Source organism: Sinomicrobium kalidii (genome assembly GCF_021183825.1).
Taxonomy (GTDB): Bacteria; Bacteroidota; Bacteroidia; order Flavobacteriales; family Flavobacteriaceae; genus Sinomicrobium; species Sinomicrobium kalidii.
The window spans coordinates 4849008-4866304 of the sequence record NZ_CP089211.1 but is presented as its reverse complement, the minus strand read 5'-3'; the positions used below and the strand labels follow the sequence as shown (position 1 = coordinate 4866304).

Sequence of the window (17297 nt, the reverse complement as noted above, 5' to 3'; positions counted from 1 at the left end):
CTAAAACACATATTATGACAAAAGCTAAATATCGGCAGGTACTCCTTTCCCGTTTGTCAGTCATCGCTTTCCTGATTACGGGCTTTACGGTGAGCGGACAGGACAAAAACGTCTCGGGGACCGTAACCACGTCTGAAGACGGACAGCCCCTGCCCGGTGTAAATGTTATTGTAAAAGGCACCAATAACGGCGTACAAACCGATTTTGACGGAAATTATGCCCTTGACAACATATCCGGTAGTGAAACACTGGTGTTCAGCTACCTGGGCTTTAAGACCCGGGAAATACCTGTTGACGATCGTTCCACTATAGATGTAGTACTGGAACCGGGCCAGGAAACACTGGACGAGGTGGTCGTCATAGGTTATGGCGCGGTCAGGAAAAGCGACCTCACCGGTGCTGTTTCATCCGTAAAAGCGGAAGAATTGAACCCCGGAGCCAACGCATCGGTTGAACAGGCGCTCCAGGGACGGGTTGCGGGAGTTCAGATCAGTCAGAAAAGCAACGAACCCGGCGGGGGTTTAAGCGTAAACATCCGCGGTGCCGGTTCCATCAATGCGGGAACCGAACCGCTGTATGTCATCGACGGGGTTATTGTAAATAACGGTGCTGTAGCCGCAACCGGAGGCCAGGGTTTTACCGCAAATTCCACGCCCCGTAACCCCCTGAATACCCTCAACCCGGCAGATATTGCATCCATTGAAGTCCTCAAAGATGCTTCCAGTACCGCGATCTACGGGTCCCGGGGCTCTAACGGGGTGGTTTTGATCACAACCAAAAAAGGTAAAACCGGAAAGCTCCGGGTCAATTACGATTTTTATTACGGCATGCAGGAAGCCGCTCGGACACTGGACCTCTTGGGTCCGACGGAATACCAGACCGTTCTCAACGGAATTATCGACGATGGAGGCGGTGATCCGGAACAAAGGATCGAACAGATCGAAGACGGGGGAACCGACTGGCTGGACCAGGTTCTTCAGGTGGCCCCTACTCAAAATCACAACCTGTCCTTTTCCGGGGCCACCCAAAACGTGAACTATTACGCTTCGCTCAATTATTTCAGTCAGGAAGGCCTGGTCAAGGGTTCCGGGATCGAACGCTATAATATCCGCCTGAACCTGAATTCCAACTCCCCCGAGAAATACAAATACGGGATCAATATGAATGCTTCTTTCATAGGCGACGATTTTGCATCTACCGGAACCGGGATCAATGAGAACGGGGGCGCCCTTTATGCCGCCATAAATTACGATCCCACCATACAGCCTTATAACGAGGACGGCTCTTACCGCCTTTCGGATTTTATTACCATAGACAATCCCTTGTCCATACTCCACGGTGAAAATGCAACAGGCGAGACCTTCAGGTTTTACGGAAACACCTTTTTCGAATATTTCCTGATACCATCCCTGTCGGCCAAAATGCAGTTAGGGGGTGATACGCAACACGTACGAAGGGATATTTTTATCCAGCCTTATACGCTGAACGGGGCAGGGACCGGTGGAATTGCAAGCATTCAAACGGGTAGAAAAGACTATGTTTCCATCGAGGGAACGCTGAATTACAACAAAGATTTCGGCGGTGATAACCTGGCAGCAATGCTGGGAGCTACTTATGAATATTTTCAGACCAAGTCATTTTCAGGCAATGCCCGGGGATTTGCCCTGCCCGACCTGGGGACCAATGCCATCGGTTCGGGAGACCCGGAACTCAACAACTTGGGAAGCGGAAGGAACCAGGCACGGTTTATTTCCTACCTGGCCCGGGTGAACTATTCGCTTAACGACAAATACCTGTTTACCGCATCGATCAGGGCCGACGGGTCGTCGAGGTTCGGGGACAATAACAAATTCGGTTATTTCCCTTCGGGAGCGGTAGCCTGGAAAATGCACAACGAAGGTTTCCTGAACGACACAGAATGGATCAGTCAGCTGAAATTAAGGGGCAGTGTGGGAAGTACCGGGAATGCCAACATAGGCAACTCCCTGACATTCCAGACCTTTTCGGCCGGGGGCGACCTGCTTTTCGGCGATGATTTTTACAATACCATCTACCCCACCCGTATCGCAAACCCCGACCTGACCTGGGAAAAGGCAGTACAGTACGACTTCGGACTGGATTTCGGTTTCCTCGATCACAGGATCTCCGGTTCCATAGACTACTTTAACAAAAAGACCACCGATCTGCTTCTGATCGTCCCCCAGGCACTGAATACGGGTTTTGCGGGACAGACACAAAACCTGGGTGGGGTGCGTAACCAGGGGGTGGAATTCGCCGTAAACCTGGATGTTTTCAGAAAAGACAATTTCAGCTGGGAATTGTCCGGGAACCTGGCCACCCTCGACAATGAGGTGCTCGACATCGGGGACCGTGGCGACATCATCCGCGGGGGACAGTCGCAAATCCCGGATTTCAGCATTGTCACCCCGGGACAGACATTAGACAGCTATTACGGCTTTATCGTAGACGGTGTCTGGCAGGAAGGTGATAATTTCAGCGTTACCGAACCCCAGGTACAACCCGGAGACATCAAATACCGGGACGTCAATGGCGACGGTATGATCAATGCCGACGACAGGGTGATCCTCGGAAATTCCATTCCCGATCTCACATGGGGCCTGACCAGCAATCTGAAGCTGCATAATTTTACACTGGATATCGTCATGCAGGGCGTTGAAGGCGTAGAAAGGTTAAACGGTAACCTCATCAACACCTATTCTCCCAATAATTTCCGCAGAAACCGTATCGCCGAACCCCTGCTGAACAGATGGACGCCGGACAACCCTACGAATACATATCCGTCTTTCGTCAATCCCACATCCCAGGGCGGGGCAAACGCCCTTATAAACAGTAAGACTGTAGAGGACGCTTCTTACTGGAGACTGCAATCCGTCAGATTGGGATACCAATTCTCCGAGGAAACCCTGGGGTTTATCAATAATTTATCGATCTACGTAACAGGTCAGAACCTGCTGACGGTTACCGATTACAGCGGTGTGGACCCGGCTGCAAATGCAAGCGGAAGGAATACCACAGCCCTGGACTTTAACGCCTATCCGGTACCCAGAACATACCTGATAGGACTTAACATCGAATTTTAAACAAATGACCGACATGAAAATCACAAGCATAAAAAATATTTCGACATGGTTGGTGCTTTGCATCCTTTTCACTTCCTGTGAATCTGAACTGGACATGCCTCCGGTAGATGAATTTTCCCCAGACAATGTGGTGCAATCACAGGAAGGTCTGGAAGCACTGCTGTTTTCTGCTTACCAATTCGATAATATCGGGCAGGGCGTAAAAGATGAAATCCTGATTAATGAAGTCACCACCGATATCGGTTATGTAAGCATAGGTGCCGTAGAACGGGAAATGACCCCCTTCCTGAACTTCAACTGGGATGCTTCGGACCCCAAGTTCGAACAGGTATTATGGACACCCCGGTACCGCGCCATAAGAGATGCGAACACCGTGCTGGAGAATATTGAAAATTCACCGGTCAGCGAAGAGACCAAAGCACTTATTACTGCGGAAGCCCGCTACCTGAGAGCAGCACAGTACGCCTATTTATACAGGTATTTCGGTGTAGTTCCGCTAAGAACGACCACCGATCTCGAAACCCAGCCGCAGGAATTGCCCCTGCCTTCGGAAGAAGAATTCCTCGCATTCGTGGAAACCGAATTAAGGGAAGCCACCACTAACCTTTTACCACCTTCCGAACAGACCCAGAGAGGCCGTGCCACCAAAGGGCATTCCCTGGCCGTACTGGCCAAATTTCTGCTGCAAACCAGGCAATGGACCAAAGTGGCTGAAGTTACAAAAATGATCATGGATCTCAATTACTACGAGCTATACCCGGATTACAGGGCCACCTTTTTTGTAGCGAACGAAGGGAACAGGGAAATCATAGTTACATGGTCCCTGACCAACGAGCAGGGATTCGGCAACAATTATCAGAACGGAGCCTTTCCCCCCGGCTTTATGGAAGCCGAAGCCATCCCTGAATTTACCTGGACATCGTCCATGGCCAACTGGGCCACCCAATTCAGCATCAGGGACGGTTTTTACGACGCATTCGACGCTGATGACGACAGGAAACAAACCATCATTGAAAGTTACACCAACCTCGGCGGAAACACGGTAAACCTGAGAAACACCGTAGATAATACCAGGAGCTTAAAATATTTTGACAATGACCAGGTAGGGAATTTTTCCGGCTCCGACCATCCCTACATAAGATATGCGGATATTCTTCTTGCCCGGGCAGAAGCCCTAAACCAGCTGAACGGTCCCACCCGGGAAGCCGTAGACCTGGTGAACACGGTCAGAACCCGGTCTGTTGACGATCCGTATACCCTGGCCGAAGTAGGGAGCAAAGACAGTTTTAACGATATCATTTTACAGGAACGGGGTTGGGAGTTTTTCTCCGAAGGCAAGCGCCGGGAAGACCTGGTACGCCATGGCAAATTAATAGAATACGCCCGGCAAAGAGGGATTAATGCCCAGGAATTCCAGCACTACTTCCCGTATCCGCAGGCCGAGCTGAACGCAAACCCGGCATTAGAACAACGCAATGGATATTAAAAATATGTTAGTACACGACAAAATTTATTTTAGATGGGGCTGTAAGCGATTGAATGAAGATTGAAAAGATTGATGGGAGATTGATCCCGACTGTGGTCGGAAGATTGATAGCGATTGAACCGACCATTGAAAAATCAATCTCCCATCAATCTTTCGATTAGCGATCAGGGAAAAACGGTTCCCGGGCAATTTAACTCCAATTTTTTTGTCATGTACTAAATAAAAATATATAAAATGAACACCACTCACCGCATAGTAATTGTATACCTGTTTTTCCTGTCCTTCAACGGGTATTCGCAAGAATTGGGGTCCAACTTCAACCACAATCCCGAGATCATTGATTTTAAGTATCTCAGGGAAGCACAGGTCAACTGGATAAGAACAACGCCGAGGATCATGGATTACGTCTACGGAGATCTCAGGATAAAAAACGATCCGGGCTTGAGCCGAGTCGTCGAAGCCGGAAAAAAAGGCTACAAACTGGCCTTCGGGTTTCGCTGGGATTTTGCCAAAAATAACATGCGTATTCCCGCACCAGGTTCCCCGGAGGAAAAAGCACTGTTCGATACCGCCTCAAAGATCCTGGAAGTGGTAGGCCCCTACGTGAACATTTTTAAACTGGGAAATGAACCCAATCTCGAAACCCTGGATCAGGACATGAAGAAAAGGTCCGACGGTACTATTCCCCTGATGGATTTTACCGAAAGGTTACTGTACGAGGTGGTACTCCCCCATTTTAAAAATGACACCGTTGCGGGAACACCGGATATCTATGTAGGCTCTTTTCCTGCTTTATTCGAAAAGAGATTTCAGGAAAACCAGGCCGTAAATGCCCTGTTGCACTTTACACAGAACAATCCTGATATTACAGGGCTTTCACTACACCTTCACATTGCGGATACCACAGAGATCGACCGGGCCTTTGTATACGCAAGATCGATCGTAAGGGAAAAGCCGATCATCGTCCCGGAGTTTTCGCTTCACAGGCTTTACCGTTCCAAACTTTCGGAACCCCTCAATATTAATGAGGTCGGCAGGCAATTTGCCCTAAAATACGGTCGTGATCCGGAGTGGAAGCTCTACCAATGGTATGAAGCGGCCAACACAAAACGGGTGAGCCCCGAAGAATGGGAGGCCATGTTTGCCACGCGCGACTGGTACCCGCAGCATTACCTGGATATCTATTTCGACAGGTTTGAAAAATACGGAGTGGCCCTGGCTACCTATCCCCTGCTGCAACAAAGCTGTCCCGAGGACATGACCCCCGACTCTCCCGCGTGGTTCATCAACCCTATATTCTGCCAGAAATCCCTCGAATTGCGGGCAGACGGTTCGGTATCTCCCAATCCGCTGTGTTCTAAGGATTTTGTCGACATCGTCAACACCAACAAACCATCCGAAAACTAAATATGAAAAATCATGAAAACTTTATACACCAAAATCTGGGTGGCTGCGGTCATCGTTACAACAGGTATTTCCTGTTCCGATGATAATGCCATCCCTCACAATCCCGTTATCAAGATCACGGGAACCGATATAAATTTTGGCGAAGTTGAAATTGATAAGACTTCGTCAATCAGATCCTACACCATAGCCGCAGAAGATCTGACCGGTGATATCACTACTGCGACAGAAACTCCTTTTTCACTTTCATTGTCCGCTGACGGAACTTTTTCCAACACGCTAAGCCTGTCACCGGACAGCTTCGGAAATGAGGCCATCCCGGTATTTATACGATTCACACCTTCGGGCTCCGATGAAGGATTGTTCGAAACCACGGTAATCCACACCAGTCCCGACCGGGAACATATTGATTCGATCCCGGTTTCGGGTATTGCCAAAATTCCCGGCGTCCCCATGCTGACCCCCGGAGAAACAAGCCTGGATTTCGGTCACGTGGTTGTCCATCAGAAATCAGACATACAAAGCCTGGTCTTCAGCGGGTCCGATCTGGAAGCCGACGCCACCATAGAGGTAACAGGGCCTTTTTCCATTGCCGCCAAGGAAAACGGCACATTCGGACATATGTTAAGCACAACCGCTGCTGCCGTAATGAACGGCAAAACGGTTTACGTAAGCTTCGATCCCGAAGAAGGAGGAAACGCAACGGGCGGGATCACCGTTAATTCTGATGATCTTGAGGAAGCTGTTGAAGTTGCATTGACCGGAACAGGAAAGGTCCCCGAAGAGTCCGTTATCGTCAGTCCCACCAGTCTCTCGTTGGGCGCTACTCCCCTGGGCACCGTATCAGCCCCCATGTCCTATACACTCACAGGTAACGGTTTGACTTCGGACGTAACGGTTACAGGAACCCAGGATTTCCGGGTTTCGCGTACTGAAGATGGTATGTATGCGGAAACACTGACCATTCCCGCCTCGGATTTCGACACGGGAGATATCCGGATTTTTGTAAGGTTTGAACCTACCGGGGATACAGGCGTAAAAACCGGGGAGATTACTCATACCTATGCAGAATCGGACCATATAGAAAGCGTAACGGCGGAAGCTTCTGCCATTCCCGCCGAAACCAGATTATTTGAAGAGCACTTCGAATACTCTGCCGGCCAGCTCATCCCTTCCACCGACAGGACCGGAGACGGTGCTCAAAACGGAACACTGGACGGGTGGTTAAAAGTGAGAACAGGCAATACCGGCATCCCTGTTGCCGGCAACGGCCTTACCTATCCGGGATATCCCGGCTCCGGAACCGGAAATGCGGTGCTCCTGGATATGGATGACCCCGGAAGTAACAGCAATGTGTATGCGAATAATATTTCCCTGCAACAAACCGCAGAATTCGCCGGGTCTTATTATACTTCATTCCTACTAAAGGTAGAAGAGCTCCCCGATGATACGGGCGGAGGTTTTAACAGGACCGTAATGCTTGTAGACTGGCTACCCAACGGAGCAACAAAATTCTTAAGTGCTGTCCAGGTGAACTATAACGGAGGAAATCCAAAGATCGGGATCATGTATGAAGGGGCCTTTACGTTAACGGATATTACTCCCGAAACCGGGAAGACCTACCTTGTTGTCATGAAACATCATATTCCCGATACCGACCAGGGCAATAACAACAATACCGCTTCGGTATATGTTTTTGAAGAAGGAAATATCCCCGCAACAGAACCCGGAACAGCCGATGCTACCGTAAACATTGCCGCCACCGGGGACAATTATTTTGTAAAAGCCGTTACTGTAATCCGCGATAACAGCCGGGGCGGCGCTTACGAAGTTGATGGGATAAAGGTGACCACGCAATGGTCAGCTTTATTTGAATGATTTTCAAGCCATTTTAATTTTAGTCTTTAAAAGTCATGTCAATCAAAAGGCATGACTTTTTTTGATATTATCAGATCGGATAATGCGTATTTTATGCAGCCATGACAGCAATGGCATACTTTATAAGTGAATACGAATTATAAAAACTTACAAATGAAAAATAGTGTTTTAATGACATGTTTAATTATAACCTGGTTTAGTACTGCAGGAAACTATTGCTATGGACAAACGAAAAGCACGGATGTCAAAGTGTACAATGATTTCTATATTCACCAGGGAGTTATTTACACATCTGGTATATTAGGTACTGACCGTAACCATAATATCCCGGCTATATTTGAACAGGAAGTCCGGCAACTTTTTGCCAATCTGGATCAAATACTGCGTAAGGCCGATACCAGGAAAGAAAGGGTTTATAGCATCACGGTATACTTGAACAACGGGGAATAAACCCTCCATTTAACAGGATTTAAAGTTCCCTTATTACCTGTAATCTAATCATCCTTTTCTCTGGACAGGTATAGATTATCCAGGTAAAAAGTGTAATTGTTATAGGTTCTGACATCCTGTTCCGTACTACGCAACACCATAAAATCCGTAACCCGGGTAAGATCGAGCTTAGGGTTATCCTTCAGGAAATCGGTAATCGGAATGGTTACCGGATGCCATTGTCCGTCGCGTTTGAACCCGTATGATTCTTCCGAAGCATCCAGTGTGATTATTGCACGTTCGCCTCCTCCCTGCATTCTTATGTAGATGGAGCCTTCGCTGTCGGATTTAAGGGTCACCTTATAATCCGTATAAGCAGAAATATCTACCGGGTCGCCTTTCGGTTGTATGGATGCCATGGCCCAGGAATCGGAATTATCTATCGAAAACCGGAGGGCTTTCTCTCCTTCAAAAGCATCTCCTGTAGTCTCGATATTAAACTGGTAGTTACTTATAATATCAACTTCACTACCTTCGGCAACAGTCAGGTCTTCGGTATAGATCCCGTATTTCTCAAGGGTTTCCTCCGGGGCATCGGGATCGGCTTCTACCACTATGGAATAGTCCCGGCTTTCAATCTGATTGTCCACAAATTTTATGGTCAGGGTTGCGGTATAACTCCCTCCCGACGGATAGATGACCTGTACGGTTTCATCCCCCGAACTGGCCGGGATGCCTCCCTCGAACCTCCATGTACGTTCCTGCACTTTGGTTGACATATCCCTAAACTCCAGGGTATCCCCGGCCATAATACCGGTAGCGGAAACCGTACCTTCCAGAACACCGGGCTCAAACAGGGCCACTTCCCGGACTTCTTCTTTTACACACGATGTCAAAAGCAGTGACAGGAGAACAAATACGGCATATTCCATATTGGTATATCTCAGCAGTGTTTTCATAATATAAAATTTTCACGTTTATTCATTAAAGTACGTTTATTCCAATCCCTCCAGGAAACCGTAATAAGCCGGTTTTTTGGCATACGTTTCGTCCAGGAGCAGGGGATATTCATTTTCGTGCCAGTAATCCGTAATCCAGGTATATTTATCGGTTACCCCCCAGGTGGTAATGGCAAATTTCTGTGTATCGGGAAGGTTTTCGTACATTTCCACTATAAACCGGTAGGTATCGGCCTGCTTCTCTGCTTCGGTCCCGGTAAAAACATAACTTTCCGATTGTTGCAGGTTCATCCGGATATCCAGTTCAGATATGTGAATCAATAATCCCGTACCTGCCAAATCGGTAAAACCGTTTTGCATGGTAGTTTTGTCGGTAGACTGCATGTAGTGAAACTGGTCTCCCACACCGTCAATGGGGTATCCTTCGGCAGCAAACCTGTCGATCATGGCTTTAATGGCATCCCGTTTCCCTGAATCGGTAACTACGGAATAGTCATTATAGAATAGCCTGGCATCCGGGTCGGCATTACGGGCATACTGGAAACAACGCCCGTAAAAGGCAATGGGGTCGTTAAATACAGGTTTTATAATGTCTTCGTTGCGCAGCCCTCCGCCATCTGCAAAAACTTCGTTGACCACATCCCAGCTTTTCACCTTTCCCTTGTAATGGCCCACTACATCGGTAATGTATTTTTTTACATGGTTTTCAAAGGCCGTAGAATCGTATTCGGCCTGCCCGAACCATTCGGGAAATGAGCGGTACCAGACCAGGGCATGCCCGTGTACATCCATATTGTTGCTTTCGGCATAACCGACCAGATCATCGGCTTTCTCCCAGTTGTAGGAATGGGGTGCGCTCCAGATCACTTCCATCTTCATCTCGAATTCTGCGGTAAGCTGGTTAAAGTTCCCGGACAATGCCTGCGAATAGGCCGCTTCATTTTCTATATAACCGGCTTTAACGGCAGCACCTATGTTGAACGTAGCTTTTTCTTTCAGGCTGACGTCGGGCAGTTCCGCATCAGGCTTCCGGTTCAGTTCATCCCCGTCTACAAAAACAACGGTCTCTTCCTCGGTACAGGCGGTTGATCCCATCAGGATCAGGAGCCATAATGCTATTAATGTTTTCATAATTACAATTATTTTAATCATTAGTTTATTATTTAGTTGGTGTGAACAATGCTCCGGCTCCCCAACCACCGGGGAAAAACAGGATAACAGGTGGCTGCCGGCAAAGGCCCTGTGCTTTGCGCCGTATCGTTATTAGTGGTATGTACTATTTTACGGTTAGATATCCCGGTCAGGACCAATCCTTTTCCGGTGAGCAGGTACGGCCTTTACCGTTCCTGTCTTTTTGCCGCCGGGAAATTGGGGTTGATTCCGTCAGGGGGGCGGAAAGGGTCGAACAGCACATTATCTCTCCGGAAGTTCCCGGTTATACGGGAGTCCTTATTTAGCTGTAAATTCTGCGGATTTTTCCGCGTAGTATTTCCGCAATACATGAAATGCCTTTTTCTTCTCTCCGTTGGGGGTGAGGAGGCCTTTCCTGTTCCAGAAATCCTGAAAGACGGGATGCTGTCTTCTCGGGGACTTGAAATCCACCAGTATCCAGGGGGTCATGCCCCGAAGCCCTTCTATTTTATCCAGCATTTCCAGTTGTTTCTTGTACAAGTCTTCCTGATATTCTTCGGTCCAGATGGTCTGTATGTCCCCGTGAAATCCCCCGAGTGCTCCGGCACCGAATTCGGAGATAATCACCGGTTTGTCATACCTGATATCAAAACGGTATTTCGGCAACTCTTCCGTCTTTCCCCAATACCATCCGCCGTATTCGTTAAAACTGGCCAGATCCAGCTTCTCTCCCAGGGGGTCTTCAACGATTACGGTATAACCGTCGCGTTCCACTTCCAGGGCGGCAGCTACAAGTCTTGTATTATCAAGGTTTCGGGTCTTTTCCACCAGCCTTGCCATAAAATCGTTTCTCGCCGCAGTTACGGGAGTCTCATTACCGACAGACCAGATAATGACCCCCGCCCGGTTCTTGTCTCTTTCTATAGCTGTGGCAAGTTGATGTTCGGCGTTCCGGTAAGTGGCTTCGTTTTCCCAGGAAATGGTCCAGTAAACGGGAATTTCGGCCCATACCAGTAATCCTATTTCGTCGGCAAGGCGGAGCATGGTCTCGTTATGGGTATAGTGCGCCAGTCGTACATAATTACAACCGAGCTCTTTTGCCCATTGGAGTACCATCCGCATCCCGCCTTCCGACCTGAAGCGCCCTTCTGTCAACGGATTTTCATCGTGTATGGAAATACCCCGAAGGAATACGGACCTTCCGTTGAGATAAATATCCTTCCCTTCTGTATTTACAGTTCTAAAACCGATACGGTCGGTGATATTGTCAGACGCCGAGCTTATATTCACCGTATACAAATACGGGGCCTCCGGCGACCAGTATTGTACGTGTTTTACGGGAAGGCTAAATTCACAACGTCCGGACATATCGGTTTCAAAGGTCTTTTTTAATTTGAGTTCGGGGATGTCCAGGCTTACTTTTTGCTGCCTGTTTTTACCGTCCAGTTGTATATAGCCTTTTAACAGTTCCCGGTCATTTTTGTCGAGTTGTACCTTATAGTCCAGGATATAACTTTCGGGGACTTCCAGGAGCAGTACTTCCCTCGTAATCCCGCCATAATTCCACCAGTCGGTATTGTCTGTAGGGATGGCGTTGGGTTTACGGGTATTATCGGCCATGACTACCACAAAGTTATCGCCTTCATTGACCAGCTCGGTCACATCGTATTGAAAAGGGGTGAAACCTCCGCGGTGCACTCCTGCCTTTTTCCCGTTGACATAAACATTGGCCTCGTAATTGACCGCCCCGAAATGGAGGAAATACCGTTTACCCTCTTTCTGGTGCAATACAAAATCCTTTTTAAACCAAACAGTCCCTTCATAGAAACGGAGTCGTTCATCCTGCGAATTCCAATCCCCGGGTATAAGCATAGTGGGTTCAAAGCTAAAATCGTACTCTGCTTTCCGGTCTTTCGGAAGGTTCGTCAGGTTATCGTAAAAACCTCCTTTTCTGTCCGGACGTTCATCGAAGGGTTTCCGGCGATAATCGAGATACCCCATCTGGTACGGATCTATGATGTAGTTCCAGTGCCCATTAAGACTAACATATTCCCTTCCTTTTACATTATGTATCAATCCCTGTCCGAATCCTTGGGTCATAAATGCCATGACAAGAAAGAGCGCAGTAACGGATATTCGTATAGATATTTTTCTCATAGGTAAAATAGTTTGTACTAATTTATACATTCGTACCCGTTTAATAACCGGGGTTTTGCGAAAAAGTCCCCATAAGGTCGATCTGACTTTGCGGAACAGGCAATCTCACCATGTGAGGGGCCATGGGTTCGGGGACCACGTTGGTGGAATTGGACCCGTACCGGTAATATTTTCCCTGTCTTTCAACCAGTAATCCCAGTCTCTTCAACAGAAACCAGCGGTTTTTTTCGAAAGCGAGTTCCCGGGCAGATTCTTCCAGGTAGGTATCCAGGGTAAATTCGGTAAAGTTGAAATCACTGTCCCCGAAGGCCCTTTCCCTTATTTTATTCATGTATTCGAGTGCCTTGTTTTCTTCCGAAAGCCTCCAGTGGGCTTCGGCACCGAGCAGCAAGGTTTCGGCAAAACGGTAATAAATGATGTCTTTATAGCTGTTTTCGGTATTTTCAGGTTTATCGGCATCGAAATATTTCCTGAGGCTGAAATGGTACCTCCTGAAATTGTCGTCATATACCGTAAGGGGTTCTCCGTAATTAGGCTTTTCAGGATTGTTCACCCTGTACTCCATGGGAAAATAATAGGTGATATAGCGCTTGTCATTTTCCTTATCGTAAAGGGATTGCAGGTAATCGTTGGGATAAGACCAGCCCAGGGACTGCCCGCCCAGGGCAGCATCACGGATCACTTCGCCGGAAGACATCTCGTAAAGCCTGTTAATAAACACGCTTCCCAGCCACGTAGGACCTCCTCCGGCAAGATTGTCTTCATTTCCCAGGGACTGGTCCCTTACATAAGCAAAAAGGGTTTCCCTGTGGTTGAGATTTTGGCCGAACACTTGTGAAATATCGGCCAGGAGCCCGAAGGTACCGTCTTCTGCAATTGCGTCAAACTGATCTGCGGCTTCTTTCCAGTCGGCCTGCCACATGGCGCTTTTCCCTCTTATGTGTCTGGCTGTTGCTCGGTTGTACCTTCCATAAGGTTCGTTATAGGAGAGCTTCCGAATGGCAAAATCGAGGTCGGCGTCAATGACCCGGTACACGTCTTCCGGTGCTGCCGGCTCATAAACTACAGGGTCGTCATAGTTTTGCGGGGTGGTGGGAATTGTATCGAGCAGGATATTGTCGTACATCCGGAGCAGGTCCAGGTATACTTCGCCGCGGATAACCCTGGCCTGGGCTACCAGGTGATCCTTTTCGGCCGGGTTCATTTCCACCTTCTTTGCTCCCGTAATTATGGCATTGGCACGATCGATGATCTGGTATCCTTCTATCCATTTATTTGCAGGAAAGGCCTGGGCGGTATGGTTTACACCGTAAGGGCGGTGCCAGGTACGGGTGAGTCCCAGGTCGGTCCCCACCAGGAAAAACAGATTGGCCTTCAGCGCTTCTCCCTCGTAAGCGGGTACGTTGTAATGCCGCATCAGGTTGTAGAGCGCATTGACCCCTACCTCCAGTCCTTCCGGGGTGGTATAAATATAATCTACCGAAATCTCGTCGAGTGTTTCCTCTTCCAGGAACTTTTCGCAGGAAGTCTGTAACAAGACCCAGCCTGCAATACATATGATATAACCTAACTTTTTCATGATCTGCTGTTTTTCTGCGATTGAATTAAAAACTGACCTGTACCCCGGCAACTACGGAGACGGATTCGGGATATTCGCCGGGGTTCTTTTCGGGACTATAGGACTCGAAATCGGTTACGGTCAGTAAATTACTTCCGGTCATGTACAATCTTAACCTGTTCAGGCCGATGGTTTCCGTAATGTTGTCGGGAAGCGTATATCCCAGCGTTACATTCTGCAGCCGCACGTAGGAGGCATCCTGGAGTCCGAGGGCATATCCGCGATCAGGGTCATTGGCTTCATCGGGCCTGGGAAATTTTCCCTCGGGGTTCTCGGGAGTCCAGTAATCCTGCTTTATGCCGTTTTTTATGCCCCTCAATGAGCCTCCTTCGGTATACCCGTAAAGGAAAGGATTATTCCTTACTACTCCTTGTACCGTGGTAACATCTACGGACATATCCACTCCGCCGTATTCCGCGTTAAGGGAGAACGTGCCGTACCAGTCGGGCACCCTGGAGGTGAGCACACGGTCGTTTTCCGCATTGAGTTCGCCATCATCCGGGTGCCGGTCAAAGAGCTTTATATCGCCGGGCATGGCATCGGGCTGATGTGAACCGGCAATATTTTCGCCTTCCTGCCATATCCCCACCGCTTTGTACTGGTAATATACGTCTATGGGCTGTCCTATGAACCATCCGTTGGCCACATCGTCATCTTCGCGGCCATCACCATCCTCATCCTTGCCATAGAGGCTCCGTATCTTGTTGTTATTCCTGGAAAACAATACGCCCAGTGTTATTTTTAATTCATCGTTGCGGATGACGTCCCCGGAAAGGGAAAGGTCTATTCCGTTGTTCTCCACTTCACCGATATTGGATTTTTTCCTCGTATAGCCTGTTCCTGCATTTAGTGCCTGGTCGATCAGCAGGTTTTTGGTCCGCGTATCGTAAAGTTCCACGGTAGCGGTAAGGCGGTTGTGCCACAGTCCTATGTCCAGGGCCGTATTGAGGGTGGTTGACGTTTCCCATTTCAGGTCGGGATTAGGCAGGTAGGAACCGGGAACATATCCCGAAACCTTATTACCGGCTGTAATATAGTCTCTCTGCTCGGCCGTGCTCAGGCTCTGGTAGGGAGAGATCCCTTCATTGCCCACACTTCCGTAGCTTACCCGCAGTTTCAGGTTGTTGACCCACCCGGAATTTTCCAGGAAAGCTTCACGATGGATATTCCAACCCGCAGCGGCAGCAGGGAAATATCCCCATTTGTTGTTCTTCCCGAATACGGTCGAGGCATCGGCCCGGGCGGAAAGCGTGAGGTAATACCTGGAATCGTAATCGTATTGTACACGTCCTGCAAAGGATACCAGTCCGCGCCTGTTCCCGGATATGAACGATGAACTTATTTCTGCCGATTCCAGACCGTACACGTCCAGTATATCATTGGGCACATTGGCAAAATTGTGGGTGAATTCGTTGAATTCGGATTCCGTTATACTGTTAACGAGAGTAATATTCAACTTGCTCTTTTCGGAAGGGGAGCTGTAATCGTAAGTAAGGATGTTTTCCAGTTGCCATTCCACATTATCCTGAAACCGGATACTGCCGTTTCCGCGGTTATCATTGGCTATTCCGCTAATAGAGGCCCCGGAATTATATGATGTCCGTTTGCCGTTATAGGACCTCCTACTCGCATTCAGTCTGTAATGAAGTCCTTCCAGCAGGCTCAGGTCAGCAAAAACATTAAAAATATCGTTCCTGTTCTCATTGACTGTCTTTGTTTCACGGAGGTTTACAAGAGGGTTGACATTCTCTACATAGCCACCGGGATACAGGCGAAGGGAACCGTCTTCGTTATACACCTTTCCGAGCGGGGCGGTGGTTATGGAAGTTAAGAGTACGTTCCCCACATTGGGCCTCTTATCTTTTGAAAACTGGTAGGATGTATTGACTCCTATTTTAAGCCAGTCGGTTACCTGCTGGTCGGCATTGATACGGGCGGTGACTTTTTCATAACCGGAATTCGGGATAATCCCCTGCTGGTTGATGTAGTTGAAACCGGAATAGATTTTTGTCTTTTCGTTGCCCGAGGAAATACTCAGGTTATGATTATGTATGGTGCCGGTCCGGATCAGAAGGTCCTCCCAGTCTATGTATTCCCGGTTTTGCACACTTTCGAGTTCCAGGTCTGAAAAAACGGCTTCATCGGGGAGGTATTCCCCGAGATTGGAAGTGCGGAAAGCTTCGCGTTTCAGATCGGCGAACTCGTCTCCGTTATAGATGTCGAAATTCCTTCTGCTGAACTGTATTCCGCTGAAACCGTTATAGGAAATAGTCGTTTTTCCCATTTCGCCCCTTTTGGTGGTGATGAGGATCACCCCGTTTGAAGCCCGTGCCCCGTAAATGGCCTGTGCCGCCGCATCTTTGAGTATTTCCAGCGAGGCTATATCGTTCGGATTAATATCGTTGATGTTCCCTACCGGGACACCATCGGCTATAACCAACGGTGCATTGCCCCCGTTTATGGAATTTTTTCCTCTTATGAGGATATCCGAAGTACTTCCCGGACCTCCGCTGCCCAGGGTTACCTGAACACCGGCTGCTTTTCCCCGCAGCATTTCACCGATATCGGTAGTGGCCACCCTGGTCATATCTTCGGGTTTTACAGACGCCACGGAGCTAATGAGATCGCTCTTCTTCTGTGTTCCGTACCCTACGACTACAACATCGTTGAGGGAAAGGGCATCTTCTTCCATGATAACTTCCAGGTGTGTTTCGTCCTTCACCGTAATTTTCCGGGTCTTCATGCCGATATAGGAAAATTTGAGTACGTCGCCCGTACCGGCACGGATACTGAAATTCCCGTCAAAGTCGGTTTGTGTTCCCGTGGCAGTTTCTTCTATAAGGATGTTTACGCCGGGCACAGGTACATGGTTGGCATCGAGGACCTGTCCCGTAATGCGCTTTTCCTGCCCGTATGTACTGACCGTAAAAAAACTCATGAGCAGCAGTGCATGGATTTTGTAATAATAAGGTTGAAGGCAATACCTTTTTTTAATTCTGTTTGACATGTTAGCCGTTATTTTGGTTATAATTTTGGGAATCCCGAATTTTAGTTGTAGCAAATATTTAACACTAAGAGGTTTCGGAGGGGGGAGATTTATCTACTTTTAGGGGTAAAAACGTTCTATGTATTGA

Annotated in this window: 10 protein-coding genes; 5 read left to right on the top strand and 5 right to left on the bottom strand. The window is 48.3% G+C overall.

Annotated features, from left to right (window positions below; translation table 11 throughout):
• Nucleotides 1–14 precede the first annotated feature (14 nt).
• The 5 genes from LS482_RS19610 (at nucleotide 15) to LS482_RS19590 (ending at nucleotide 8319) form a co-directional block, all read left to right on the top strand.
• Entirely contained in the window at nucleotides 15–3101 is a 3087-nt protein-coding gene (locus tag LS482_RS19610; RefSeq protein WP_233029226.1) for a SusC/RagA family TonB-linked outer membrane protein, read from the top strand.
• Nucleotides 3102–3114: 13 nt separating this feature from the next.
• Entirely contained in the window at nucleotides 3115–4587 is a 1473-nt protein-coding gene (locus tag LS482_RS19605; protein WP_233029225.1) for a RagB/SusD family nutrient uptake outer membrane protein, read from the top strand.
• A gap of 234 nt (nucleotides 4588–4821) precedes the next feature.
• Nucleotides 4822–5994 carry a hypothetical protein gene (locus tag LS482_RS19600; protein WP_233029224.1) on the top strand — a complete coding sequence of 391 codons (1173 nt, stop codon included), beginning with the start codon at nucleotides 4822–4824 and terminating at the stop codon, nucleotides 5992–5994.
• A 12-nt stretch (nucleotides 5995–6006) separates the two neighbouring features.
• On the top strand, nucleotides 6007–7869 hold the full coding sequence (locus tag LS482_RS19595) for a hypothetical protein (RefSeq protein WP_233029223.1): 1863 nt from the start codon (nucleotides 6007–6009) through the stop codon (nucleotides 7867–7869).
• 171 nt (nucleotides 7870–8040) lie between these two features.
• Nucleotides 8041–8319 (top strand): RidA family protein, encoded by a 279-nt coding sequence (locus tag LS482_RS19590; RefSeq protein WP_233029222.1) that lies wholly within the window; start codon nucleotides 8041–8043, stop codon nucleotides 8317–8319.
• A gap of 44 nt (nucleotides 8320–8363) precedes the next feature.
• On the opposite strand, the gene LS482_RS19585 is transcribed toward LS482_RS19590, so the two are convergent.
• The 5 genes from LS482_RS19585 to LS482_RS19565 form a co-directional block, all read right to left on the bottom strand.
• Nucleotides 8364–9257, bottom strand: coding sequence for a PKD domain-containing protein (locus LS482_RS19585; protein WP_233029221.1), 894 nt, complete (start codon nucleotides 9255–9257; stop codon nucleotides 8364–8366).
• Between the two features lie 36 nt (nucleotides 9258–9293).
• On the bottom strand, nucleotides 9294–10388 hold the full coding sequence (locus tag LS482_RS19580) for an endo-1,4-beta-xylanase (RefSeq protein ID WP_233029220.1): 1095 nt from the start codon (nucleotides 10386–10388) through the stop codon (nucleotides 9294–9296).
• A 318-nt stretch (nucleotides 10389–10706) separates the two neighbouring features.
• Nucleotides 10707–12545: a glycoside hydrolase family 2 protein gene (locus LS482_RS19575; protein WP_233029218.1), complete on the bottom strand. Its 1839-nt coding sequence runs from the start codon at nucleotides 12543–12545 to the stop codon at nucleotides 10707–10709.
• A 40-nt stretch (nucleotides 12546–12585) separates the two neighbouring features.
• Complete coding sequence (locus LS482_RS19570; RefSeq protein WP_233029216.1) at nucleotides 12586–14124, bottom strand: RagB/SusD family nutrient uptake outer membrane protein; 1539 nt, start codon at nucleotides 14122–14124, stop codon at nucleotides 12586–12588.
• A 25-nt stretch (nucleotides 14125–14149) separates the two neighbouring features.
• Nucleotides 14150–17170, bottom strand: coding sequence for a SusC/RagA family TonB-linked outer membrane protein (locus LS482_RS19565; protein WP_233029214.1), 3021 nt, complete (start codon nucleotides 17168–17170; stop codon nucleotides 14150–14152).
• Nucleotides 17171–17297 lie beyond the last annotated feature (127 nt).

Coding starts and splice junctions, on each gene's coding strand:
- LS482_RS19595 (WP_233029223.1), top strand. CDS start 6,007: ATGAAAACTTTATACACCAAAATCTGGGTGGCTGCGGTCATCGTTACA.
- LS482_RS19590 (WP_233029222.1), top strand. CDS start 8,041: ATGACATGTTTAATTATAACCTGGTTTAGTACTGCAGGAAACTATTGC.
- LS482_RS19605 (WP_233029225.1), top strand. CDS start 3,115: ATGAAAATCACAAGCATAAAAAATATTTCGACATGGTTGGTGCTTTGC.
- LS482_RS19580 (WP_233029220.1), bottom strand. CDS start 10,388: ATGAAAACATTAATAGCATTATGGCTCCTGATCCTGATGGGATCAACC.
- LS482_RS19600 (WP_233029224.1), top strand. CDS start 4,822: ATGAACACCACTCACCGCATAGTAATTGTATACCTGTTTTTCCTGTCC.
- LS482_RS19565 (WP_233029214.1), bottom strand. CDS start 17,170: ATGTCAAACAGAATTAAAAAAAGGTATTGCCTTCAACCTTATTATTAC.
- LS482_RS19575 (WP_233029218.1), bottom strand. CDS start 12,545: ATGAGAAAAATATCTATACGAATATCCGTTACTGCGCTCTTTCTTGTC.
- LS482_RS19610 (WP_233029226.1), top strand. CDS start 15: ATGACAAAAGCTAAATATCGGCAGGTACTCCTTTCCCGTTTGTCAGTC.
- LS482_RS19570 (WP_233029216.1), bottom strand. CDS start 14,124: ATGAAAAAGTTAGGTTATATCATATGTATTGCAGGCTGGGTCTTGTTA.
- LS482_RS19585 (WP_233029221.1), bottom strand. CDS start 9,257: ATGAAAACACTGCTGAGATATACCAATATGGAATATGCCGTATTTGTT.